Origin of the sequence: Parabacteroides sp. D25 (assembly GCF_000307475.1) — a bacterium.
GTDB classification, from domain to species: Bacteria; Bacteroidota; Bacteroidia; order Bacteroidales; family Tannerellaceae; genus Parabacteroides; species Parabacteroides distasonis.
This window is the reverse complement of the sequence record NZ_JH976503.1, coordinates 439,310-463,886: the sequence shown is the minus strand read 5'-3', so window position 1 is coordinate 463,886 and position 24,577 is coordinate 439,310. Positions and strand designations below refer to the sequence as shown.

The following is a 24,577-nucleotide window of genomic DNA, read 5'->3' as shown; positions in this document are numbered from 1 at the left end:
GTAAAGATAAATTAGAAGGAATAGGGTGCGGATACGGTAGAACCTCTCGTAGTCCAATGGACGAACAAGATACTTTTAGTCGTAAAAAAATAATATTCGAATTTACAGCTCATACCTCTTCTTAGATTTAGCGGCGCAAAATTACGTAAAATCACTGGAATCCGCAAACCTTCAAAATTACCTTTGTTTTTGGGATCGCACTTTTTTTATATCTTTACGGATATAAGATAAATGAATGATTATGGATCAGTTCGTAGAACAATTAAGGCAGGTGTCTCCTTTATCAGATGAGATCGTGGGGCAGCTGTTGGAAGAAATGAAAGAGGTTTCTTTTGCTAAGGGAGAATTATCGATTCGGGAGGGAGAAAGAGATCCGTTTGTTTGGTTCGTGAAAACCGGATTGGTCCGGGCTTTCGTGGAGCGTGAGGGGAAAGATATCTCGTTATGGTTCGCCTCGGATAGCGAGGTGATCAATTTTGTTTATCGGGATATCTCCGCCTATAATGTTCAAATGGTGGAGAATACGACATTATTGAGAATACCGAAAACGAAATTGGATTACCTATGCCGGAGCTCCCTTGAGTTGGCCAATTGGGGGTTGAAAATACAAGATTACTATCTTCGGGAATATGAGAACTATTTTATAAACGATAGTTGGATGGAAGCTCGTGAACAATATGAGTCATTGCTGAAAACCCGTCCGGACTTGATCTTGAAACTACCCTTGAAACATATCGCCTCCTATTTACAGATAACCCCACAGTCATTGAGCCGTATCCGTGCTTCCGTAAAAAAATAGGGAAAAGTCATTATTTATCATAGGGTAATTTTTCTTGTTTTCAATAGCCATATCTTCGCGTCGTTAAAAACGTGAAGTGGATAATATGAAAATGAGTGGAGAAAAGGCGATCCATCGCCAAGAGTTGGAGCGTGGTTTACTAACCCAAAAGATTTCAAGACTATTTCTGAAATATACGATACCGGGAGTAGCCGGCCTATTATTCCTCGGGATTCAGTCGGTGATTGATGGTGTGATATTAGGGCGGTTTGTCGAGGCGAACGCTTTGGCCAGCGTGAATCTGATCTTACCTTGCTATAGTTTGATGACGGCTTTGTCTATCGTGATAGGAGTAGGGTGCCAGACCTTGATCGGTATAAACCTCGGACGTTCGGATCGGCAAGAGGCGAATAACGCTATAACTACCTCGTTCTTGTTTCTTGGAGGAATATCCGTTTTGATTAGCGGGTTGATTTATATATTCGCCGGAGATATTGCCCGTATGTTAGGTGCGAATGACGTATTGGTTACGGGAGCCGTGGATTATATTCGTTCCCTTGTCCCGTTTTTCCCTTTATTATCATTGATGTTCTTAGGAGATTATATGATTAAGGCGATGGGGCATCCGCTTTATGCCATGATCGTAATGGGAAGTACGGTGTTGATTAATATCGGTCTGGATCTTTTGTTTATCCCGGTAATGGGTTTAGGGATTAAGGGGGCGGGATTGGCTACAGGTTTGGCCTTTACCTTGGGAGCGCTGTTCAATATTCCCCGGATGTTCCAGCGAGGGCAAGTCGTAGCGGTACAAAGAGGACGTTTCCGTTGGCCTTTGGTCTGGAATGCGTTATACAATGGCTCTTCGGAAGGAATATCCGAGCTATCTGCCGGAATCACAATTTTTTTGTTCAATATAACGATGATGCGATATTTAGGAGAGGATGGAGTCGCCGCCTTTACGGCGATTAACTATATCTTGTTTATCGCCACCACGGTATTCTTAGGGATATCCGATGGAATTATACCGATTATCAGTTATAATTTCGGGGCGGGAAGATTGGACCGGATCGAGAAAGTGCTGAGATTAGCAGGGCGTGTTAATTTTATGATAGGTATAACGTTATTCGCCATCTTATTCTTTTTCGGGCAACAGATCACGTCCTTTTTCTTTAAGGGAGGAGAGGCTTTGGACGCTTTGGCGATCGCTAATTACGGCATAACGATTTATTGCTTCACCTTCTTGATGAGTGGGCTGAATATATTGGCCTCCAGTTATTTCACGGCTATCGGCAACGCTAAGCTGTCAGTTGTTATCTCTATGCTGCGTAGCTTGGTATTCGTAACCTTTGGTATTATCGTTTATCCTTCTTTATTCGGCATCCAAAGTATTTGGTATAATGTACCGGTGGCGGAGTTGTGTACGTTATTTATCTCCTTTATGTTGGTAAGGAGAGAACTTTTAAAAGAGGTCGTGCTGAAAAATTAATCAGCACAACCTTCTTAATTTCTTATTCGATATTCTTCCGTATCTTCGTCAGATACTCTTTCATCTTCTCGGAATCCTTATCCTTGATGATTTCTTGCAAGATATGCAATTCCTCTTGTATCCGCTCGATTTGGCGAGGGGTACGGGGGTTGAAAAGGATCTCGGTCAATAGAAAATCGTCCTCGGACAAAAGGCCGCGGGCGATTTTCATATGGCGTTTGAACGTCGTACCCGGAGCGTCCTGATGCTTCATCGTAGCGGCAAATACCATAGTGGAGGCGAAAGGGATACCTAGTGAGTAGGCTACCACTTTATCGTGCTCCTCGAACGTGTATTCGCAGATATGCAGGCGGAGGCTGGAATAAATATCCTTGAAGAATATCTTGCCCAGATGATCGCCCTCGGAGATAATAATCGTATTCTCTTTCTCCAGTTGCCCCAGATTGGCGAATGTCGGTCCGAACATCGGGTGAGTGGAAACATACGGGAAACCGCATGTCTCATAAAACTCCTTCAAATAAGTCTTCACGGAAGCGATATCGGAAATGATACAATACGGTTGCAAGTAAGGCATCACGGCCTTGAAAGCCTCTATCGTGTAACTTAACGTCACGCAGTTGATGACCAACTCGGGATTGAAATCCTTAACCTCTTCCGGGCTTTGTAGGCGAAGGGCGTTATAGATAAAACGCATACGTTTCGGATCTTTCTCCAATACGGCTACCTCATGATCAAAACTAAGCAGGTCGGTGAAGAAAGAACCCATCTTTCCTGCGCCTAAAATCAATATTTTCATCTTATAAATTATTGTTCGTTCATGATAATCATTTGCTGGCGCACGGATTCCTCATGGATCTCCTTCAAGATCTCCTTTACAAAGTCCGGGCTCAGGTCCATTTGCTCACCCATGCTGGAGCGCTTCTCTAAGATCTCGCTGTAGCGGGGAGACTGCAAGATCGGCATATTGTGCTCTTTCTTATAAACGCCGATCTCCTTGGAGATACGCATACGTTTAGCTAAAAGCTCCAATAATTGCTCGTCGATACCATCGATCTGGCGGCGAAGAGCGGTCAGGTTCTCGGTAGTCTGGTTTACGTCACGGATCACCAATAGGTTCAATACGTAGTCCAATACATCCGGGGTGATTTGCTGGGAAGCGTCGCTCCATGCGCAATCCGGGTTACAGTGAGACTCTACGATCAATCCGTTGAAACTCAAGTCCATCGCTTGCTGGCAAAGTGGGGCTACCAGCTCACGCTTACCACCAATGTGACTAGGATCACAGAAAATAGGCAGGTCCGGCATACGGCGGCGAAGCTCGATAGGAATATGCCACAACGGAAGGTTACGGTAGATCTTCTTGTCGTATGAGCTGAAACCTCTATGGATAGCACCCAAACGATGAATGCCCGCTCCGTACAAACGCTCGAACGCTCCGATCCACAACTCCAAGTCCGGGTTAACCGGGTTCTTGATCAATACAGGTACATCAACCCCTTTTAACGCATCGGCGATCTCTTGGACAGCGAATGGATTTACCGTCGTACGTGCTCCGATCCAAAGGATATCGATACCGGCTTTCAATGCCTCGAATACATGATCTTTAGTCGCTACCTCGGTAGATACCAGCATACCGGTCTCTTTTTTCACTTTCTTCAACCAAGCCAATCCCTCGGCTCCGATCCCCTCGAATCCACCCGGTTTCGTACGAGGCTTCCAAATACCCGCGCGGAATATCTTAACGCCTCTGGAGGCTAATCCTTGGGCTGTTTCTAACACTTGCTCTTCTGTCTCGGCGCTACAAGGGCCTGCGATTACGATAGGACGTTGTGTGTCAACTCCCGGTAATGCTAACGGTTCAATCTTCATTTCCATCTTTGTGATCTATATTTTAATTTTCAATTTTCAGTTATAAATTCTCAATTCTCTTCAAGGCTTCTTCTAAAGTCTCGTTCTTGCAGCAAAGGGAGATACGGATATAACGCTCGCCACGGCTACCGAAGATGAATCCCGGCGTAAGGAATACGTTTGCCTCGTATAGCACCTTGTTGGCGATTGCCTCGCCGCTCTCGGCGGAGTCGGGGATACGTCCCCAAAGGAACATACCTACTTGGTTCTCGTCGTACTCGCATCCCAAGGTACGCATGATTTGTCCGGCAAGGTCCCGGCGGCTACGGTAGACACGATTCATGTTATCGTACCATTCTTTCTTTGCGCTCAGGGCCTCTACCGCCGCATATTGCATCGGCTTGAACTGCCCGGAGTCGATATTGCTTTTTACCTTCAGTATCCATTGGACGAATTGGGCGTTGGAAGCCAGCATCGCCATACGCCAACCCGGCATATTATGAGCCTTACTCATGGAGTTCATCTCGATACAGATCTCTTTGGCTCCCGGTATGCTTAAGATACTTAGCGGATGCTCGTTCAAGATGAAGCTATAGGGGTTATCATTACATATAATAATACCGTGCTTCCGGCCGAAGGCCACCAGTTTCTCGTATAGCTCTACGCTAGCGTTCGCCCCTGTGGGCATATTCGGGTAATTGGTCCACATCAGCTTTACGTTGGAGAGATCCATTTTCTCCAGTTCCTCGAAATCCGGTTGCCATCCCAGTTCCTCTTTCAGCTCGTAAGGGATCAAACGGGCCTCTACCAGTTTGCTGACGGAACTATATGTCGGATATCCCGGGTTCGGAACCAGTACGCCATCCCCCGGATTCAAGAATGCCAGCGAGATATGCAAGATACCTTCTTTGGAGCCGATGAGCGGCTGGATCTCTGTTTTCGGGTCCAAGTCTACGTTATACCACGTCTTGTACCAGTCGGCGAATCCCTTACGCAGTTCCGGTATGCCCACGTACGGCTGATAACCGTGCTCGTTCGCTTTACGGGCATGTTCACACAACGTCTCGATGGTCTGTTCCGAAGGTGGAAGGTCGGGGCTGCCCACGCCAAGGTTGATGACGTTCTTGCCTGCGGCATTCATCTCGGCTACTTCCTTCAATTTCTTGGAGAAGTAGTATTCCTGTACGCTACCTACACGGTTAGCGGGTGTAATATTACACACTTTGTCTTCCTTCTGCATATTCGCCTAATATTTTTAAATCTTTTGTTAACGGTCTGATAGCGTCCAACGCTTGTTTGTAACGGGTAAAATCCGTGAAAGTAAGATCGATGTAGAACAAGTATTCCCATTCACGCCCGATAATAGGCAAGGACTGTATTTTAGAAAGATTCATGTCGTAAAAAGAGAGAACGGAGAGGACTTTGGAAAGGCTGCCGGAGGTGTGGGGAAGAGCGAATACGAGAGAGGATTTGTTTTTATCGGTTCCTCGAAGCATCTCATCCGCCGTCCAGCGGTCCGCTATAGCGAGGAAGCGGGTGAAATTCCGTTTGTTAGTTTCGATCCCCTCGGCAAGGACTTCCATCTTGTAGATCTGGGCAGCCAGTTTCCCGCATATCGCCGCATGTCCTTTCAGTTGGTTTTCCGAGATCCACCGGGCACTCATGGCGGTATCCTCTTTCTCTACCACCTTGGCGTTGGGCAGAGTATCGAGGAAATCGGTACATTGCATCAACGCTATCGGATGGGAGTTGACCTCTGTTACCTCGTGTATCGAGGTTCCCGGAAGCGCTACCAAGGAATGGGAGATACGTAGCTTATACTCGCCGGTGACGCTCAGCCCGCTTTCACGGATCAGCTCATGGTTTTGAAGGAGGCTTCCCGCTATCGTATTCTCGATGGCCATCATGCCCAGTACGGAAGGGTCTTTCTTGATCGTCGTGATAACATCCCGAAACGTATTGCAAGGGATGATTTCTATTTCTTCACCTTCATGATAATTACGGGCGGCGATGTCGTGATACGAACCGGCTATTCCCTGTATTGCTACTTTCTTTTTCATCTTGTTTCTCTATTTTTACTCTAAACTGTTACAAACAAAAAAAGTCCCACCGAAACCGGCAGGACTTTATATTTTATTGATATTTATATTCAATCATCAACGCTTTACATACAAACTCCTGCCCTTACTCTGCTAAAGTAAAAGTAATAAAAGTAATATGTAAAGCTAAATCGATTCATTGTCTGTTTGTTTTTAAATACGCAGCAAAAGTAACGCTTTTTTGGAAACTACAAGCAAAAAGTGATATTTTTTTCTGTTACATTTAAATTTTATCTTAACTGTTTCTGAACTTCTGTGGAGATACGCCTACGTACCGTTTAAAGTATTTACCGAAAAAGGATACATTCGGGAAGTTCAAGGAGTAAGATATCTCTTGGATAGTCAAGTCCGTAGCCATCAATTGCGATTTTGCGTCCATGATTATCATATCGGCTATGATATCGGATACGGAACGTCCGGTCTTTTGCTTGATGATCATGCAGAGATGCTGGGGAGAAATACTTAGTTGGCTGGCGTAAAAAGCCGTTTGTCGCTTTGAGGTATAATTTTTCATCACCAGTTGGATGAATTTCTTGTGGATCTCGTCGCTACGGGTCGTTATCTTGTTAGGCCATGATTTTCCTTGATACAAATCACTGATCCCATGGATCATGGTAAGCAGGATATGTTTCACCATCTCCCTGTTTATGGATTTCTCTTTCGCTTGTACCCGCTCTAGCAAATGGAAATAATCGTTAATGAAGTCCGCCCGGTCCTCACTCAGTGATATGATCGGATTCTCGTAGATAGTAGGTAAGGCGCTCATCGTAGACTTTATCATGTTCACGCAGTCCATGAACTCGGATGAGAATCCTATAAAGGAAAGGCGGAAACTCTCTTTCTGCTCACAGAACTGAATAATGCTTCCCGGCATCAAGGTGATGAAATCATTCGGTTTCAACGTGTACTCCGTCAAGTTGATGGAAGCCCGTAAATTTCCTTCAACGCATAACACGAAAATACCTGCTTTTAACCGGCAAGTCTGCTTGTAAAAGTTTAAGATTGCCTCGGTAATGTCGTTTCCTACGACATAATCCCGGGGCAAATCTAATTGTGGTAAGTTTGCGTTCATCCGTTATTTTATTAATGATCGAACACAAAAGTAGTAAAAGTGCTGTTGATTCACTTCTTAATTTAAAAATAGACCAATTAATCCTTGAATCAGACTTATTCCGCTTGTGCTTCCTTATTCCGTTTATGCAAGCTTTTCAGTTCGAAGGATAGCATGACACGGAATATACCTATTATTAATAAGGCATAAGCGATCATGTAAACCAACGTGAAGGCCCCTAGGGCGGGTTGCCAGATAACACCGATGGAGCAAAGGATAGCCAAGATACCGAAGACCATGTACCAACCCCAGTTCCGTGTGCCGTATCGTTTCAGGTCCATCGAGTAACCGGTAGCCGAGAAGCCTCTGAACATAAGCCAGAATGCCAAGACAAACGGAAGCACCTCCATGCTAAGTCCCGGGCTTGCCATCAAGAATATACCTAAGATCAAGTCGATAATACCTCCGGCCAAATACCATCCCCAACTGCTGATACCCTTTTTGTTCGCCAAGGCGAAAGCGATCTCGAACAAGCCGCTTACGAACATAGAGACGCTGAATAAGATACTAAGCGCTACGTAGCTCGCCAATGGCGCGAACATTAAATAAATAGCGACGATGATGTAAAGCAGTCCGACCAATAGTGATAACCACCAATTCTTGACCGCATAATCCATTTTATCAATAAATGTTTTCATATTGGATAATATTTGTATTGTAATTACCCAATTAACAAAGGGAAGGAAGAAAAAGTTCTGGGTATTTGTGGCTAGGATATCCTTAAAAACTTTGTCCTTTGGAAATTAATTCTTTTCTTTGACGTTTCAAATCAATATAGGTATATAAGTACGAGGATTATGATGAAAAATTTGATAGCGATAACTTGTTTTGTCGTGGCGTTGGTGTCTTGTAATAAGGTGGAACATAAGCTGGAAGGGAAATGGCAATTGAAAACCGTAGAGGCGAATGGGGTGGTCCAGACGGTGGATACGGTTTGGTATAACTTCCAGACCTCTTTGTTCGAGTACCAATTATATGACCCGGCAAAGGACGTATATCGTACGAATTTCGGTTATAAGACGTTGGAGGGAGATACGAGACTGGATCTGGAGTTGGTCAACTATGGAGGTACACCTTTGGAACAATTCATGCGTTATACGGATTGGACCTCACCTAAACAAACTTTCACGATCGAGCAGTCATCTGTGACGAATCTGGTAATGAGCTGCGAAGGAAGAACGTATACGTTTAAGAAATTCTAAGATATCATGTGCTGTTTGATCTCAGTCCCTCATAAGGAGTACTCCAGTACTCCCTAGGAAGTACTGCGATACTCTTTGCGGAGTACTGGAGTACTTCTTACGAAGTACTCTCAGCGATGTTAGATCATGCGATCAAATCCGCTTCTATAGCTTGTGCCACCTTGATTAAATCGGCGGGGGCTATCTGTATCTGCAAGCCTCGTTGTCCGGCGCTTACATAGATCTTATCGAAGCCGGATGCCGTAGGATGGATATATGTAGGGAAATGCTTTTTCATGCCGATAGGCGAGCATCCTCCCCGGATATAACCGGTAAGCGGTAACAACTCTTTCACGGGGATCATCTCACATTTCTTGTTCCCGGATACCTTGGCCGCCTTTTTTAAGTCCACCTCGTCCGCTCCGGGGATCACGCATACGAAATAACCGCTCTTATCGCCATGTAAGATCAAGGTCTTGAATACTTGGGCGATATCTTCCCCTAGCTGCTCCGCTACATGCGTAGCGCTCAGATCATTCTCGTCTACTTCATAAGGCACGAGCTGGTAGGCGATCTTAGCCTTGTCCAGCAGGCGTGCCACGTTTGTCTTATTAATCTTCTCTTTCATCGTTTAGATCCCTTTCATGGATAATTGAACACGTTTTCTGGATAGGTCTACGCTTAGAACCTTCACCTTGACATGCTGATGGATGGAGACCACTTGGGTAGGATCGCTTACGAAACGATCCGCCAGCTCGGAGATATGGACAAGCCCGTTTTCCTTGATTCCTACATCGACGAAACAACCGAAGTTGGTGATGTTGGTCACGATACCGGGCAATACTTGTCCTTCTTTCAAATCCTCGATCGTTTTCACCGTGGGATCGAACGCGAATACTTGGATCGTTTGGCGGGGATCACGGCCCGGTTTATCCAGTTCCTCCATGATATCAAGCAAGGTAGGCATCCCGACCTTATCCGTAAGGTAGTCCGTTAGTTTTAGTTTCTTTTTAAGCGCTTTGTCGGTGATCAGGTCGGCTACCGAGCATTTTAGGTCCTTGGCCATCCGTTCGACGATCGGGTAGCTCTCGGGGTGTACGGCCGAGTTGTCCAACGGGTTCTTTCCGTCGGGTATCCGTAGGAATCCGGCGCTTTGCTCGAAAGCCTTCTCTCCCATACGGGGGACTTTCATCAGTTCTTTCCGGGAAGTGAAGGGTCCGTGCTCCGCCCGGTAATTCACGATGTTTTGCGCTAACGTAGGGCCTAATCCCGAGATGTAAGTCAGCAAATGCTTGCTCGCCGTATTCACGTTTACACCTACTAAATTCACGCAACTCTCCACGGTTTGATCCAGACTCTTTTTCAAGGCGTTTTGCTCTACGTCATGCTGGTATTGGCCGACACCGATACTCTTCGGGTCGATCTTGACCAACTCGGCCAAAGGGTCCATCAGCCGGCGACCGATGCTGACAGCTCCGCGTACCGTGACGTCGTATTCGGGAAACTCCTCCCTAGCGATCTTGGACGCGGAATAGATAGAGGCTCCGTTCTCGCTGACTACGAACACTTGTACCTTGCGGTCGTATCGTATATTCGTGATGAACTGCTCGGTTTCACGACTGGCGGTACCATTACCGATGGCAATGGCATCTATGGCGTAAGTGGCTACTAACTGGGCGACCTTAGCGGCGGCTTTGCCCTTCTCGTTCTGGGGCGGATGCGGGAAGATCGCCTCGTTATGCAGTAAATTCCCCTGCGCATCCAGACAGACCAACTTACATCCGGTACGGTATCCGGGGTCTACGCCTAATACCCGTTTTTGTCCCAAGGGAGGAGCGAGCAGCAATTGCCGGAGGTTCTCGGCAAATACCCGGATCGCCTCCTCATCGGCTTTCGCCTTGCTCTGGTTGGAGAACTCCGTCTCGATAGAGGGTTTCAGCAAGCGTTTGAAAGAATCGTCGACAGCTGTAGCCACTTGCTCGGAAACCTCTCCACGGCCTTTTACGAAACGCCGGTTTAAGCGATCCAGACAAGATTCCGCGTCGGGAGAGATACTTACACGAAGGATACCTTCCGCCTCTCCCCGTCGGAGAGCCAATAAGCGATGGGAACTGGCCCGGTTCAAAGGCTCGCTGAAATCAAAGTAATCCCGGTATTTGGCGCCTTCCTCTTCTTTCCCCTTGATCGCTTTGGATGTGATCATGGCGGTATGAGCGAAAGAGTTACGTACGGTATTACGTGCCGATTCGTTCTCGTTGATCCATTCGGCGATAATATCCCGTGCCCCTTGCAAGGCTTCTTCGGCGTTTTTCACTTCCCCCTTGATAAAGCTCTTGATACGTGCGGATAGGTTATTCTCGTTTTGCATCATAACGATCTTAGCCAAGGGCTCCAGTCCTTTTCGGCGTGCGATCTCCGCCTTGGTGACCCGTTTCGGTTTGTAAGGGAGATATAAATCCTCGATCTCGGTGCTATCCCAAGACTCCTCGATGCGTTTCCGGAGCTCGGGAGTAAGTTTTTCTTGCTCTTCTATCGTGGCGAGGATCGTTTCCTTTCGTTTGCTCAGTTCCGTCAGTTTATCCAGTTGATCTTTGATGGCACCGATTTGCACCTCGTCTAATCCTCCGGTCACCTCTTTCCGGTAACGACTTATAAAAGGTATGGTAGCGCCTTCGTTCAAGAGCCCGATTGTCCGTTCCACTTGTCCTTCCGGAATTTGTAGAAAACGGGCTATAAGCGTGTGAAATACGTTTATCATATCTAGTTTTCTTAGAATTGGAGTACAAATATACGGTTTTGCTTATATTTTCGGTCGGGATACTCACTTCTTGGGCTTATTATTTGTATCTTTCATTAATTTTCAAGAATTTTACGGCCGGAATATTCAAGCCTTTGATTAAAAAAATCAACATGGAAGTTAATACTACGGAGAACAAAACTTTGGAACAGGATTATAGGGATTTAGCAGGATTGTTATCTAATATCGTGGACTCGTTGCCCATCTACTTTTTCGTGAAGGATACGGGTGATAATTTCAGGTACGTGTACTCCAGCCCTTTGATGAACCAACTTTACGGACGATATCATAATGATGTGGTCGGGAAAACAGATTTTGACCTATTTCTAGATCCGGTCGTCGCCCAATCTTTCAGGGATATGGACGAGGAGGTGGTGAAAACGGGTAAGATGCAGCGTTTCGTGGAGCAAATGATCGATCCGAAAGGTATCTTGCGTACTATGGATACGATGAAACTGCTAGCGCCCCGTGAGGATAAGCCTCCTTATTTAGTAGGGATTTCATGGGATATTACAAAGCAAAGGCAGGTCGAGGAGGAGTTGCATAGCTATAATAAGCGCTTGGCGCTCGCATGTCAAGCGGGTAAGATCTACCCGTGGCTTTGGGATCTGGTAAACGGTACGGCGGAGCTTTCCTTGGAAGAAAACGGCCAGATCAAGCATGTGCAGATCACCCACGCTAGTTTTACGGAGAAGATCCATCCGGATTACCGGAAGGTCTATGAGAATATTACAACCGCTTTCATGCGGGGCGAGATCGATTCCATGCGATTCAGTTTCCCTTGTCGTTATTTCTCGGATGAGTATGTATGGCTGGAGAAGATCGGTGAGGTCTATGAGGCCGATCCGGACGGCAAACCGATCCGCTCGATCGGAATCCTTCGGGATATGACCGTCGATAAACGGCACGAGGCGGATGTGCAGGCCAAGCGTTTGGCGGAAGAGAGCGACCGGATGAAGTCCGCTTTTATCGCTAACATGAGCCATGAGATACGTACCCCTTTAAATGCCATCGTCGGCTTTTCTACCTTATTGGCGGAGAGTGACGATGAGGAGGAAAAAAAGGAATATCTGAGGATCATAGAGAGTAGCAATGAGTTTTTGTTGCAGTTGATCGGTGATATCTTGGATATCTCGAAGATCGAGTCCGGAAAGATGGAGTTTATTTATACGACCCTGCGTTTGAGTGAGATATTCGCTCCCCAGCAGCAAGCTTTCGCCTTGAGAGTGGCCCCGGATGTAAAGGTTATCTTTGAGTCGGACGGTAATGACTATTGTATTGTGTCGGAGAAGACCCGTTTGACTCAGGTTTTGACCAATTTCCTTTCCAACGCCGTGAAGTTCACCAGCTCGGGTTCTATACGGTTTGGTTATCGTTTGACCGATGATGGTATCTATGTCTACGTAACGGATACGGGTATGGGAATCAGTAAGGAGTCTCAAGCGAGCATATTCAATCGTTTCGTGAAATTGAACAGCTTTAAGCAAGGAACAGGATTAGGGCTTTCTATCTGCAAGACGATAATTGAGAAGTTGAAAGGTAAAATCGGGGTTGAGTCGGAGGAGGGAAAGGGCTCTACATTCTGGTTTACGATACCTTGCCAACCGATGAAAGTGAAATAAGACATTCAAGTTTGGTTGGGATTTATAGGTAAATCACCTCATCCGCCAACAACCGAATCTCATCCGGATTATGTGACGTGAAAAGAATGATCCGTTCTTCTTTCATTTGCTTTTCTCGTATTCGTTCTATAATACGATGGCTTAAGGCTTCATCCAAGCCTTTGAACGGCTCGTCCATCAAAAGGAGAGGAGAAGGGTATGCCAATGCCCTCGCTATAGCGATACGTTGTTGCTGTCCGTAACTAAGCTCTTTAGGATATCGGTTCCCGAAGGGCTCCATTTCCATTTCCTGTAAGTGTTTTTGGGCAATTCGCCGGGCTTTTTCCTCCGTGAGAAAAGAGGAGAGGGGGAGGATGATATTTTCTTCTGCGGTTAGATGGGGCAGGAGTTGCGGTTGTTGGAATATGGTGGCGATTCCAAAGTGTCTTGTGGGATGTATCTCTCCTTCCGTAGGCAATAAGATACCTCCGATTAGGTTTAATAACGTTGTTTTTCCTTTGCCTGAAGGTGCGCTAATTCCATAAATAATCCCTTTTTGAAAGGAATGGGAAAAGTGCTGTATGCCATATTGGTAACTTATATCTTTCGTGTCTAAAACTGATAATGTAGGGGTGGGGATGGTCTGATCCTCATTTGCGAAAGATATTTTAGGGGTGATATCAGCGACTTTGCTAATTCCTTTGTCAAAAAAGAAACTGATGAATACCGCCACGATTGTCCAAGCGAGCAGCTCAGGGACAGCGATAAAGTTTTGCGCCCTTTTCATCTCGCTTCCGATTCCGAATGCGCATTGCGACAAGACTTCTCCCATAATGATCGCACGCCAGCCGAATCCGGCGGCGGAGGCAAGTCCGCTATATAAGAATGGCTTTAGCTGCGGATAGATGATCTGGAATAAGACATTGGAACGTCTTATATGGAATTGACGTGCCATAATGGATAAACCCGGACGTAGATCGAGGATTCCCCGTGTCAGATTCTCTGTTAGTAGCGGGAACATGGTGAGAAAGGCGATCATCAAAGGGATGCTTTCCGGATTTAGGAATATAAGCGCCAAAAGTATGAAGGATATGACCGGGATCGAGCGCATGATGGCAAGCAGAGGTCTGAATAATTCATACACCCATTCAAAACGGGCGAATAACCCGGCCATCCCTATCGCACAAACGAATGAGATCGACATGCCTAAGACTCCCCGGAGTATAGTCGCTCCGACCGACTGATAGAAACTACCGGAGACGAGCCATTCGCAAAGTGTCCGTACGAGTCGGGGAAGTGAAGGTATCAGCTCCGGTTGGTTGGCTATAACGGCGAATAGTTGCCATCCCGCCAAGAGGATAGCGGTAGCGACTATTGTAGTGATTGTTTTTCGCAATCTCATTGTTTTTCGGGGATAAATCCGGCATCGGGAAGCCTCCCGCCGACGGCCTTGGGTTCATACTGTTCGATGAGACGCAGGAAATCCATGACGGCGTTTTTCGCCTCGATAGCCGATAAATAATGGATTTTACACCGCTCGATACTCTCAGGAGTTAAGGCCCCTTGGGCGAAGATTCCATGTTCTTCCAAAGAATGGATGGTCTCTTTCGGATATCGTACGGCTTTTTGGCAGGAGGCTCGTAAGGCATCCTCAAAAGCGATACGATATTTCTCCATCGTCGGGGTGTATACGACCGCTGTTTGGGCGAATCCGAGGGTATCGCTGTCTGTTAAGTGATTCAAGTCCGCAGTTATTCGTAAGCTGCTGTCTTTCCGTAAAGCGATGCTTAGAAACGGTTCCCCGAGCACGGCACGATTTACTTTTCCGGCTAAGATGCCTTGGGTGATTTCCCCGGCGGTATTGAAGGCGTAATTCAACGGATAGTCTGATCGCTGGCGGCCGAGATAGTACCGGGTAAGGATATCGGGAGTCGTACCGTTGCCGAATACATACAATGCCGGTTCTTTTAAGGGTGTTTTCTCGACGAGGTAAAGGGTTCCCCAGATCGGGCATCCCGCTAGTTTAATCTTGATCCCTTTATTGTACAAGTTCGCCGCATTGATCATGGGGAGTACGGCTATGTCGGTCTCCTGCTTGATCAGTAAGGCTTGCGCCAGATCAGGCGAGTCTACCACTTTTACTTGTACTTTTTTGTTATCTATAATTGGAGGATTCTCAAGCCAATCGGCGAATGCGATAACGGATGGACCACGAAGTACCGAAACCTTGATTACGGTATCTTCCGTTTGTGCGTGCCGGCAACCGGAGCAACAAAGTATGAATAGTAGAAAAATGTATTTAATCATATCTAGACCTCTATAAAACAATTAAGGATTGCCTCCCGGCAACCCCTAACCAACTTTGTTAACCTTAAATCTAATACTATTATGAAAAAACCACAGTGCAAATGTACTGTTTTCTATATATCTGTCAATAGAATAAATGCTAATTAGTGTTTTGAGGTTCATAAGAAAAGCTAAAAAACCTTCTTTTGAGTCGCTAGGCTAACCAAAACAATCGTTATCGCCGATAATGGCAAAGCAAATAAGATCGGATCTATCGCATGCCACGGATATACATCGATCAAGACGTCTTGTCCGAATAAAGCCTTGCAAAGTCCTACCGGAGCCGCTTCCGCCTTATGAAGGAACAACATGGCGAATAAACTGGCCAAGCCTCCTACCCATAAGCTGGCCAAGGCCCCTTGCCGGGTAGCCCCTTTCCAATATAGCGAGCAGAAATAGGTAGGTAGGAATGTAGCCGCGCAAATACCCATGAACAAGGCGGTGCCTCGTGCGATAATACTTGCGCTTAGCGTATAGCAGATAACGTAGCTGACCAAGATAGAGCATAGCACGCCGATACGTACACCTAATGTAGAGTTCGGATTTTTGCTACGTCCTAGTTTGGGGAATGCGTCTGCCCCGAAAGCCGCTCCCATGGTATGAAATTGCGCGCTAAGGGTAGACATACTGGCAGAGAGAATACAAAGCATGAAAACCGCCCCGAACCACTCCGGCATCGCTTTATTGATAAATAGGGGGATGATCTTGTCCATATCTTTTACCGCCTCGGAGGCGACTACACCTTCCGTCTTGAGGAAAAACAAATTAGACAAGGCTCCCACGTGATAAATCGCCCCTACCGTGACAATCAAGAACACGCAGCCGATCAATACGCCCCTGTTGAGTTGCTTGGTACTTTCCACCATCATGAAGCGTACGACTAGTTGTGGCTGCGCTAAGCAACCGATTCCTACGCCAAGGATCAATGAGGTAACCAATGTATACCATTGTGGAGAGCCTGAGATGGGCATAGCTGTCCATCCTTGATGTCCCAAGGCCTTGAAGCGTTCGGGCACCATGGGGGCGATATCCGTCAACTTCTGGTTCGCCTCGATAAAGCCCATGTCCATGATATGGTAAAACCAAAATAGCAGGAATAGCATACAAGCGAACATGATAACCGCTTGCAACGCATCCGTATAAAGTACTCCCTTGATACCGCCCGTAATCACGTAGGCCGCTACGATCAAGGTGAAGATCAACAAGGCCAGATGAAGGTCGATGTGAAACATCTGTTCGATGAAGACGGCTCCTCCCTTCATCACCACGGCGGCGTAGAGGGGCATGCCGATGAAAATGATCGAGGCGATGAAGATCTGTATAGACCGGGACTTATAGTGTAATCCCAATAATTGCGGGAAAGTCCGTGCGTTATGTGCCTCGCCTAACTTCCGGGTCCTTCGTCCGAAAAAGATAAAGGCTACCACTACGCCCATGAACATGTTCAATAAGCAAAGCCATTGAATACCCATGCCGAACGTAGCGGCTACGCCACCGAAACCAACGATCGCCGATGCCGAGATAAAGGTCGCCCCGTAAGACAGGGCCATGATAATGGGGTTTACTTTTCGTCCGCCTAATAAATAATCACTGGCATTTTTCGTCTGCCTGTATCCGAGATACCCTAACCAAGCGATTACAAACATGTAAATGATGACAATAATGCCTAATGTTAGCGTACTCATTTTCGTGATTCTTTAGTAGGGTTTGTTTTTTCGTCGTCTTCTTTATTCCAAGTGGTTATCCCGAACCAAATAGAAAATAGGAGGCAGGCGAACGCTAGAAGGTAAGCCAGCCAAATACCGGGGTCGCTGATTCCGAACATATATCCGTGCCTATTAAAGTTTTATTAGATCACTTTCACAGATATACTCGAGATTCTGACGGCGGATTACTTCACGGGCGCTTTCCCGGTTGTTCGTACGCAAGATCAAGATCGCTTTTTCCCGGATGGAGAAACAATACATATATTCTATGCTGATGCCCGCTTTCGTGAAATAAGATAATGTATTGGCAAAACTTCCGGCGCATGAGCTGGTTACGATCGCTAATACGTCGGTCAGGTTGGCGCTGACATTATTCTCTTTTAATATCTTGTAAGCCTTCTGGGGATCGCTTACGATGATACGAAGGATTCCATACTCGGAGGTGTCGGCTACGGTGGCCGCGATGATGCGTATGCGCTCTTCCGCCAATAACGCTAATATCTCGCTTAATTTCCCGTACTTGTTTTCAAGGAAAATAGAAATTTGATTGACTGTCATAAGGTGTTATTTTAATTGTTTATTTAACAAAGCTTGCGATGATCTTTCACTCGTACCGCCTTGCCATCTGTGGTTGGCAAAGATCCCTTGGCTACCAGCTTGATACGTGGTGTAAGTAATAATTCGTCCTTCAACTGACGGGTGATACCTTTCGTCAAGCGCTGCAAGGCGGAATAATCATCGGTGAATAGGTCGCTCAACTCTACCTCGATCAACATCTCGTCGCTGTTACCGATCGTTTCGAGGGTGATCAAGTAATTACTGCCTAACTCCTTGAATTGCATCAATATCTTTTCGATTTGGATGGGGAACAGGTTCACGCCCTTCAAGATTATCATATCGTCGCTACGTCCTTTGAAACGGGCAAGGCGTTTATGGGTACGTCCGCAAGGGCAATCGCCCGGTAAGATGCAAGTAAGGTCGCGGGTACGATAACGGAGTAAAGGCATCGCCTCCCGGTTGATGGTGGTTAATACCAATTCCCCGACCTCTCCCTCGGGTACCGGTTGCAAGGTAACCGGGTCTACGATCTCTACGATCACGTTGTCTTCCCAGATATGCAGGCCGTTTTGCTCCGTGCATTCGAACGCCACGCCCGGCCCGTTCATCTCCGACATACCGAAACAGTTGTAAGCCTTGACACCCAGAAGCTGCTCGATGCGTTTACGTTGTTCTTCCGAGTGTGGCTCGGCACCGATACATACGGTGTGTAGTTTGGTATCCTTTCTGGGGTCTATTCCCTCCTCATACATAACCTCAGCCAAACGAGTGGCATAGCTCGGTATGATATGTAAACAGGTGGTGCCGAAATCGGTGATGAACTTAATCTGTCGTTTGGTATTACCGGCCGCCGCAGGCACTGTCAACGCACCTAGTTTTTCTGCTCCATACTGGAAACCGAGACCACCGGTAAACATACCGTAACCGGATGTATTTTGGAATACGTCCGTATCCCTTAGCCCCACCATATACATGCAACGAGCTACTTGGTTAGCCCATTGGTCCAAGTCCTTGGCGGAATGTAAGACAACGGTAGGATTACCTGTCGTTCCACTGGAAGAGTGGATACGTACACATTTCTGTAACGGGATGGCTGCCAATCCGAATGGATAGTTATTTCTAAGGTCATCTTTCGTTGTAAACGGAAGTTTTTGTAAATCCTCCAAGGACTGAAAACTGTCCGGGGTAATTCCTTTCTCTTTGAATATCTTATGGTAAAAAGGGGAGTTACCCGCCAATTCTATGGTTTGTTTCAGTCGTTCCAGTTGAAGTTTTACCAGATCTTTACGATCCATGGTTTCTATTTCTTTCTGCCAATACATCATCGTTTTTTCAATTAGAGTGTGTTTAATTCATGAAATTAGATTGCAAATGTATCTTTTATTTTGGATAACGCCATGCTTTTGTGTCAAAATATTAGTAAAGACCTTTTGAAAATGAGAATTATTAGGCGGTAAGCCGTTGTAAATAAAAAAATAATAGTTATTTTTGCCCATTACGCAATTTAACTTTATCATGGGCCATGGGAAAATATGACCACCTTTCCAAAGAAGAGTTGATTCAAAGGATTGAGAGACTGGAAGCCGATCTGGAAAAAGCCACTTTGACACCATCCGCGAGCGATAACGAACTTGAGATGCGCCAAAGCCAGCATACGATCAACTTCTTAAATATCTTGATGGATACGATCTTGTCGAACGTATTTGTGGAGATCACGGTGAAAGATATTTTCAACGGTTTCCGGTATATCTATTTTAATAAGGCGGCGGAGGAATTCACGGGAGTCAAGGCGGAGGATATCATAGGAAAAACGGATTTCGAGCTTTTCCCTGATTCCCGGCGGGCGCATGAGATCCGAACGGAAGATTACCATACGATCAAGACGGGGCGTATGGTAAAGAAAATGGTAGAGTATGAGAAACCGAATGGAGAGGTGAGAATCGTAAATATCGTACGTCTACTGATCACGAATCCGGATCCGGGAGCCTCACCTCTGTTATTGGTCATGTTGAATGATATCACGGAGCAACGTCAAGACCAGTTGGCGCTGATGAAAGTACAAGAGGCGGATAAGATGAAAAACGCTTTTATCGCTAATATGAGCCATGAGATCCGGACCCCGCTGAATGCTATCGTTGGCTTTGCCCATCTCGTGACGGAAACGACTAATGCCAGCGAACAAAGAGAATACTTCTCGATTATAAATAAGAATTGCGATTTATTGTTGAAACTGATTAACGATATCCTGGATTTGTCGAAGATCGAGTCCGGTCGGTTAAACTATAACGTGTCGGAAGTTGAGTTGAGGGATATTTGCCAAGAGGCCTATGTGGTACAATCCTTGAAGATGACTTCCGATGTGGCATTATTATATAACTCGGTCGCCATGCCTTCTGTTCGTCTGTGGATCGATCCGCACCGGGTAGAACAGGTCTTGTTAAATCTCTTGTCTAATGCCATTAAGTTTACTTCCAAAGGTTTTATCTCGCTTTTTTATGAGGTGGAAGATATGTTCGTACGTGTCTCTGTCATGGATACCGGAATCGGGATATCAGAGGAAAAGCTGGAGTCTGTTTTCGAGCGTTTCGTGAAATTGGATGATTTTTATCAAGGGGCTGGTTTGGGACTACCTATCTGCAAGATGATTGTAGAGCAGTTGGGTGGTGAGATCGGTGTGCGATCTGAGCTTGGCAAAGGTTCCACTTTCTGGTTCACCTTACCATTGGTTGTTACGGATAAGGCTGTTGTGGAGAAGGATGATCCTTCTGTTTTAAGTGAATGTCAACTATATTAAATAAAAAAGAAATGAAAAATGCGGTTGTCTTTTTAGCGACAGGCTTTGAGGAAATAGAGGCCTTGGGTACGATTGATGTCTTGAGGCGTGGTGGTGTACGGGTTATGATGGTATCTATTACGGGTGACCGATTGGTGATAGGAGCTCATGATATTCCGGTAATGGCTGATTACCTGTTCGAGGAGGCGGATTTCAGTTGTGTCGATGCCTTGATTTTGCCGGGTGGAATACCCGGAAGCAACCATTTAAATGCGCATGCCCATTTGAAAGAATTAGTCAAGGAGAAAACGGAGGAAGGCGTATTAATCGGTGCTATCTGTGCCGGACCGATGGTTTTAGGTGGTCTTGGATTGCTAAAAGGGAAAAGGGCTACCTGTTTTCCTTTCTTCGAGCCAACAATGGTAGGCGCTACCCCTACGGATAATGGAGTAGAGCAGGATGGAAATATCATCACAAGCAAGGGGCCGGGTTTTATGTTTGAGTTCGGCTTGACGATCTTGAGGAATCTGAAAGATGAGGAAATCGCTTTGGAAGTGGCGGATGCCTTATTATATGACGCTTTGTTGCATGGGACAAAGCATTAATGTGCTTGAAATTAAAATCCCTTGAGAGAATGTCTCTAAGACATTCTCTCAAGGGATTTTTGTTGTAAAGAGTTTTCCCTTTCCTAAATTATTTCTGGAAAGATTTTTTCATACGTGCGATATCTGTCAAATAGTCTTGCAGATCTTGCTCGTGTTCTTCTTCCTCAGCTAAGATATGCTTAGCGATATCACAAGTCGTGAAGTCGATGCCGTCCGTGAATTTAGCGATTTCTTGATAACGCAAGATGGCGCAACGCTCGGAGGCGACATTCTGGTTCAGAAGGCTTACTACGTCAAAGTCTGTCGGTGAATCATATTTGCATCGGGCTAATTCAAACCATTGTTTCGGATCAAGTACCGGAACTCCTTCCAATTCGATGATCCGGTCTGCCAATAATTGGGCGTGATGCCTTTCTTCCTCGGCATGTTCCTCGAATTCACCTTGTACGTCGGAACGCATGGCTCCTTCAACGACCAAGGCTCCTACCCAATATTGATAGTATGCTAGCCATTCTTCCGCTAACGCGGCGTTTAGTTGAGATAATAAATTGTCGACATCCAATTTCCCTCTTAAAATTTTGACGCTTTCTTTTGCCATAGCTGTATTAATTTAGAATTAAACGTATTGTTCGTTTTTTATAGTTCTAACAAGCTTACTAGGGCATTGTTTATTGTTTGTCAAAATTTTAACGTTATGCTGCGATTGTTACAATTTAGGTAATTCCCAAGGTGCCCGGTAATAGGCTTTCGACAAGGCGGTAGCTTCGTTATCGCCGACAAACAAATTGTTTTTATCATCCCAATGAACTTCCCGTTGAACCCGGCAGGAGATATTCGCCAGATGAGCCATCTTCGCTACACGGGCACCGATAGCGACATCGGCGTTCGGAAGCTCACGGCTTTTAATGCAGCTCAACATGTTTCCCACATGATTATAAAGTCCTTTGCCTTCTCCTTTCTTGAAAGGAACGGCTTCCATGCGAGCTACGTTATTGGATACGACCGGTATGACTTCCCAACCGGCCCTGTCGAGTACCATTGTACCATTCTCCCCATAGAACGCTAATCCTTCCTTACGGTTATAGAGTCCGTGATTGATTCCGCAAGCGTGATCCCAGATGATATTAAAATCATCGTAGGCATAAGTCGCCATTAAAGTATCGGGTGTCTCCATAGCGTCGTCCGGATAGGCGAACTTGCCGCCGCCTGAGAATACACGGGTGGGAAGACCCGCGTTCATTCCCTCAAGGGCATAATCCAGTAAATGTACGCCCCAGTCCGACATCAAGCCTCCGGCATAGTCCCAGAAGAAACGGAAATTATAATGAAAGCGATAAGGATTGAACGGACGTTTAGGAGCCGGGCCTAGCCACATATCGTAATCCACACCGGCGGGAGCGTCGCAATCCGGTTTAACCGGAAGTGTCGGCTTGCCGTCTTGGTAAGCCCAGACCTTGACCGTACGGATCCGTCCGATATTTCCGGCTTTCAAGAAATTAGCCGCCTCGTCCCAATGCGGGTCGCTACGTTGCCATTGGCCTACCTGTACGATCCGGTTATATTTACGGGCGGCTTTTTCCATCAGGTTACATTCCTCGATCGTATTGGAGAGCGGCTTCTCTACATATACGTCTTTTCCCGCTTGGCAAGCCCAGACCGTCGGAAGGCAATGCCAATGGTCCGGCGTACCGATAATGACTACATCTACGTCTTTATTATCGATTACTCGTCGCCAGTCCTTATATAAGTGAGGTACTTTTTTCCCTGTTTTCTTCTCAACGTCGGCAGCCCGTTTGTTTAACCATTCGTCATCGACATCGCAAAGAGCCACGCATTCCGTCTCCGGATAATCAAGAAAAGTATTCAAATCCCCGTATCCCATACTACGGCATCCTATGAGGGCTACCTTTACTTTGTTGCTAGGGGCGGTTTGTCCGTATATGGAGGAATACGATTTACCGATAAGCGGCGATAAAGTAAGTCCGGACATGATAAGTCCGGTTTTTTGCATAAAAGTACGTCTGTTCATGATATTAGTTTTTAATACTGTTATAAATATATTCCATATCCACGTGCTCCCTTACGAGGGCGGCGAGTTTGTCATACTGCTCTTCCTTAAAAGCGGCATAATCGAAAGGACCTGTAGTCGTTTCCGTGTCAAAGCCTTCAGCTAAGTTGTCCAATACGGCCGGATTATCAAGGATACCATGCATATAACTTCCCCAGCATCGGTTGTTGAGGTAATATCCGTCCGTTCGTCCGTCTTCCAGTCGGGCTACGGGCTGTTCGGGGGCGTCACCCAATAGGGTGGTTCGTCCCATATGTATTTCGTATCCTTTACAATCCTTATTCTCCGAGGAGGGGAGGAAAGCAAAGTCGCTTTGTCTCGTGATCTTCTCCTGCTCGATGACTGTGCATTGAGGCAGAAGACCGAGACCGGGAATCGCCGGGATATTTCCCTCGATACTTTCCGGATCTTCCAAGCGGACCCCCATCATTTGATAGCCACCACAAATACCGATCACCTTTTTACCCGCTTTATGCGCCCGGATAATCGCCATCGCTATCCCATTGGCCCGCAGGCTCTGTAAGTCCGATAACGTATTCTTTGAGCCGGGGAGCAGGATGATGTCGGCTTTCTCTATCTCATTGATATTATTGGTGTAATACGGATTGAAGCGAGGATCCATTTCCAATACGTCGAAATCCGTGAAATTAGACATTCGTTTCAGCAGGATGATAGCTACATTGATTTTCCCGTCCTTATAGGTGTTATTTTTCATATCCAACGCTACGGAATCCTCTTCCTCTATCTTGATATCCCGGAACCATGGGATTACGCCAACCACGGGAATTCCGGTCAATTCCTTTAACAGTCTCCGTCCTTCCTCGAATAGAGAGGCATCTCCGCGGAACTTATTGATGATAACCCCTTTCATCAAGGCCCGTTCCTCCGGCCGTAACAGGGTGATCGTCCCATATACGGAGCCGAATACGCCGCCCCGGTCTATATCCGCCACTAAGTAGGTAGAGGCTCCGGCAGCGATCGCCATACGCATATTGGTGATATCCCGGTCTCGCAGGTTTAGTTCGGAGATACTTCCGGCACCTTCCAATACGATCGGGTTATAGCGAGCTTCCAGACGGTTGAAAGCTTCGATAGCTTCCTTGAATAGCTCCTCCTTCTGGTTTTGTATCCCGAAATAATCCTTGGCGGACATATTGCCGAGAGGCTTTCCGTTTAATACGACTTGCGAGCTTTTATCATTAGTAGGCTTCAACAATACCGGGTTCATATCCGTATGCGGGGAAATGCCGCACGCCTCCGCTTGTACGACTTGCGCCCGGCCCATCTCGCCGCCTTCCGGGGTAGAGTAGGAATTGAGGGACATATTTTGTGCCTTGAACGGTGCCGGTTGATAGCCATCTTGCTTGAAAATACGGCAAAACGCCGCGTTGATAACGCTTTTACCCGCATCAGAGCAGGTTCCGACAAACATAATCGGTCGTAGGTGTTGCTTCATCTGTATAGATTTTATTTACACAGTGTACAAAGGTAGTATTTTTGGCCTTTTTATTAAGGAGAAGATATGAAAAAAGAAGAAGATTTTGTTATGGGCCTGTCCATCTACATGGCTTGTCTGCGTGAGAAAAAACGGTATTCCACGGCGAAGAGTTATCAAGATGC

23 protein-coding genes and 1 pseudogene are annotated in these 24,577 nt (G+C 46.2%); 7 read left to right on the top strand and 17 right to left on the bottom strand.

Annotated features, from left to right (window positions below; translation table 11 throughout):
• The first annotated feature begins 235 nt into the window (after positions 1 to 235).
• Together HMPREF0999_RS12550 and HMPREF0999_RS12545 are read left to right on the top strand one after the other, a co-directional pair.
• Positions 236 to 799 carry a Crp/Fnr family transcriptional regulator gene (locus HMPREF0999_RS12550; RefSeq protein ID WP_010182830.1) on the top strand — a complete coding sequence of 188 codons (564 nt, stop codon included), beginning with the start codon at positions 236 to 238 and terminating at the stop codon, positions 797 to 799.
• Between the two features lie 85 nt (positions 800 to 884).
• Positions 885 to 2,264, top strand: coding sequence for an MATE family efflux transporter (locus HMPREF0999_RS12545; protein ID WP_009276064.1), 1,380 nt, complete (start codon positions 885 to 887; stop codon positions 2,262 to 2,264).
• Positions 2,265 to 2,286: 22 nt separating this feature from the next.
• Here the strand turns inward: HMPREF0999_RS12545 and HMPREF0999_RS12540 are convergent, their stop codons facing one another.
• From HMPREF0999_RS12540 to HMPREF0999_RS12515, 6 genes are all read right to left on the bottom strand, one after another.
• Complete coding sequence (locus tag HMPREF0999_RS12540; protein WP_005856360.1) at positions 2,287 to 3,060, bottom strand: prephenate dehydrogenase; 774 nt, start codon at positions 3,058 to 3,060, stop codon at positions 2,287 to 2,289.
• Between the two features lie 8 nt (positions 3,061 to 3,068).
• Positions 3,069 to 4,139, bottom strand: coding sequence for a bifunctional 3-deoxy-7-phosphoheptulonate synthase/chorismate mutase type II (locus HMPREF0999_RS12535; protein WP_009276063.1), 1,071 nt, complete (start codon positions 4,137 to 4,139; stop codon positions 3,069 to 3,071).
• Between the two features lie 34 nt (positions 4,140 to 4,173).
• Positions 4,174 to 5,352 carry a pyridoxal phosphate-dependent aminotransferase gene (locus tag HMPREF0999_RS12530; RefSeq protein WP_008780461.1) on the bottom strand — a complete coding sequence of 393 codons (1,179 nt, stop codon included), beginning with the start codon at positions 5,350 to 5,352 and terminating at the stop codon, positions 4,174 to 4,176.
• Positions 5,327 to 6,172: a prephenate dehydratase gene (locus HMPREF0999_RS12525; protein WP_008771907.1), complete on the bottom strand. Its 846-nt coding sequence runs from the start codon at positions 6,170 to 6,172 to the stop codon at positions 5,327 to 5,329. The genes HMPREF0999_RS12530 and HMPREF0999_RS12525 overlap by 26 nt, the downstream gene beginning before the upstream one ends.
• A 274-nt stretch (positions 6,173 to 6,446) precedes the next feature.
• Positions 6,447 to 7,283, bottom strand: coding sequence for an AraC family transcriptional regulator (locus HMPREF0999_RS12520; RefSeq protein WP_005856373.1), 837 nt, complete (start codon positions 7,281 to 7,283; stop codon positions 6,447 to 6,449).
• A gap of 95 nt (positions 7,284 to 7,378) precedes the next feature.
• Positions 7,379 to 7,960, bottom strand: a complete 582-nt coding sequence (locus tag HMPREF0999_RS12515; protein ID WP_005856375.1) for an HdeD family acid-resistance protein — start codon at positions 7,958 to 7,960, stop codon at positions 7,379 to 7,381.
• A gap of 159 nt (positions 7,961 to 8,119) precedes the next feature.
• Here HMPREF0999_RS12515 and HMPREF0999_RS12510 point away from each other — a divergent pair, with 159 nt between their 5' ends.
• On the top strand, positions 8,120 to 8,524 hold the full coding sequence (locus HMPREF0999_RS12510; RefSeq protein WP_008771908.1) for a lipocalin-like domain-containing protein: 405 nt from the start codon (positions 8,120 to 8,122) through the stop codon (positions 8,522 to 8,524).
• A 124-nt stretch (positions 8,525 to 8,648) separates the two neighbouring features.
• On the opposite strand, the gene ybaK is transcribed toward HMPREF0999_RS12510, so the two are convergent.
• Both ybaK and HMPREF0999_RS12500 read right to left on the bottom strand, forming a co-directional pair.
• Complete coding sequence (ybaK, locus tag HMPREF0999_RS12505) at positions 8,649 to 9,131, bottom strand: Cys-tRNA(Pro) deacylase (RefSeq protein WP_005856380.1); 483 nt, start codon at positions 9,129 to 9,131, stop codon at positions 8,649 to 8,651.
• Between the two features lie 3 nt (positions 9,132 to 9,134).
• Positions 9,135 to 11,261: a Tex family protein gene (locus HMPREF0999_RS12500; RefSeq protein WP_009276062.1), complete on the bottom strand. Its 2,127-nt coding sequence runs from the start codon at positions 11,259 to 11,261 to the stop codon at positions 9,135 to 9,137.
• A 152-nt stretch (positions 11,262 to 11,413) separates the two neighbouring features.
• Between HMPREF0999_RS12500 and HMPREF0999_RS12495 the strand changes: the two genes are divergently transcribed.
• Complete coding sequence (locus HMPREF0999_RS12495) at positions 11,414 to 12,922, top strand: ATP-binding protein (RefSeq protein WP_005856384.1); 1,509 nt, start codon at positions 11,414 to 11,416, stop codon at positions 12,920 to 12,922.
• 22 nt (positions 12,923 to 12,944) lie between these two features.
• On the opposite strand, the gene HMPREF0999_RS12490 is transcribed toward HMPREF0999_RS12495, so the two are convergent.
• From HMPREF0999_RS12490 to HMPREF0999_RS12470, 6 genes are all read right to left on the bottom strand, one after another.
• Entirely contained in the window at positions 12,945 to 14,303 is a 1,359-nt protein-coding gene (locus tag HMPREF0999_RS12490) for an ATP-binding cassette domain-containing protein (protein WP_005856386.1), read from the bottom strand.
• Positions 14,300 to 15,208, bottom strand: a complete 909-nt coding sequence (locus HMPREF0999_RS12485; RefSeq protein ID WP_008778290.1) for a hypothetical protein — start codon at positions 15,206 to 15,208, stop codon at positions 14,300 to 14,302. Before HMPREF0999_RS12485 ends, HMPREF0999_RS12490 begins: the two co-directional genes overlap by 4 nt.
• A gap of 170 nt (positions 15,209 to 15,378) precedes the next feature.
• The gene (locus HMPREF0999_RS12480; protein WP_005856391.1) at positions 15,379 to 16,932 is read right to left on the bottom strand and encodes a sodium:solute symporter; all 1,554 of its coding nucleotides are present in this window, start codon (positions 16,930 to 16,932) and stop codon (positions 15,379 to 15,381) included.
• On the bottom strand, positions 16,929 to 17,072 hold the full coding sequence (locus tag HMPREF0999_RS23330; RefSeq protein ID WP_005856393.1) for a symporter small accessory protein: 144 nt from the start codon (positions 17,070 to 17,072) through the stop codon (positions 16,929 to 16,931). Before HMPREF0999_RS23330 ends, HMPREF0999_RS12480 begins: the two co-directional genes overlap by 4 nt.
• Before the next feature lie 13 nt (positions 17,073 to 17,085).
• Entirely contained in the window at positions 17,086 to 17,511 is a 426-nt protein-coding gene (locus HMPREF0999_RS12475) for a hypothetical protein (RefSeq protein ID WP_005856397.1), read from the bottom strand.
• 23 nt (positions 17,512 to 17,534) lie between these two features.
• Positions 17,535 to 18,836, bottom strand: a complete 1,302-nt coding sequence (locus HMPREF0999_RS12470) for a phenylacetate--CoA ligase family protein (RefSeq protein WP_009276061.1) — start codon at positions 18,834 to 18,836, stop codon at positions 17,535 to 17,537.
• A 197-nt stretch (positions 18,837 to 19,033) separates the two neighbouring features.
• Between HMPREF0999_RS12470 and HMPREF0999_RS12465 the strand changes: the two genes are divergently transcribed.
• Positions 19,034 to 20,305, top strand: a complete 1,272-nt coding sequence (locus tag HMPREF0999_RS12465) for a PAS domain-containing protein (protein WP_009276060.1) — start codon at positions 19,034 to 19,036, stop codon at positions 20,303 to 20,305.
• Between the two features lie 11 nt (positions 20,306 to 20,316).
• On the top strand, positions 20,317 to 20,889 hold the full coding sequence (locus HMPREF0999_RS12460) for a DJ-1 family glyoxalase III (RefSeq protein ID WP_005868262.1): 573 nt from the start codon (positions 20,317 to 20,319) through the stop codon (positions 20,887 to 20,889).
• Between the two features lie 88 nt (positions 20,890 to 20,977).
• Here HMPREF0999_RS12460 and HMPREF0999_RS12455 read toward each other — a convergent pair whose 3' ends face one another.
• The 3 genes from HMPREF0999_RS12455 to HMPREF0999_RS12445 all read right to left on the bottom strand — a co-directional run bounded on the left by HMPREF0999_RS12455 (position 20,978) and on the right by HMPREF0999_RS12445 (position 24,413).
• Positions 20,978 to 21,487: a ferritin-like domain-containing protein gene (locus tag HMPREF0999_RS12455; protein WP_005856408.1), complete on the bottom strand. Its 510-nt coding sequence runs from the start codon at positions 21,485 to 21,487 to the stop codon at positions 20,978 to 20,980.
• Between the two features lie 108 nt (positions 21,488 to 21,595).
• Positions 21,596 to 22,918: a Gfo/Idh/MocA family protein gene (locus HMPREF0999_RS12450; protein WP_008771916.1), complete on the bottom strand. Its 1,323-nt coding sequence runs from the start codon at positions 22,916 to 22,918 to the stop codon at positions 21,596 to 21,598.
• Positions 22,919 to 22,922: 4 nt separating this feature from the next.
• A complete protein-coding gene (locus HMPREF0999_RS12445; RefSeq protein WP_009276059.1) occupies positions 22,923 to 24,413 on the bottom strand; it encodes a cobyric acid synthase in 1,491 nt (496 codons plus the stop codon).
• A gap of 66 nt (positions 24,414 to 24,479) precedes the next feature.
• On the opposite strand from HMPREF0999_RS12445, the pseudogene HMPREF0999_RS23325 reads away from it, so the two are divergent.
• Positions 24,480 to 24,577: pseudogene (locus tag HMPREF0999_RS23325) on the top strand (integrase); the annotation flags it as partial.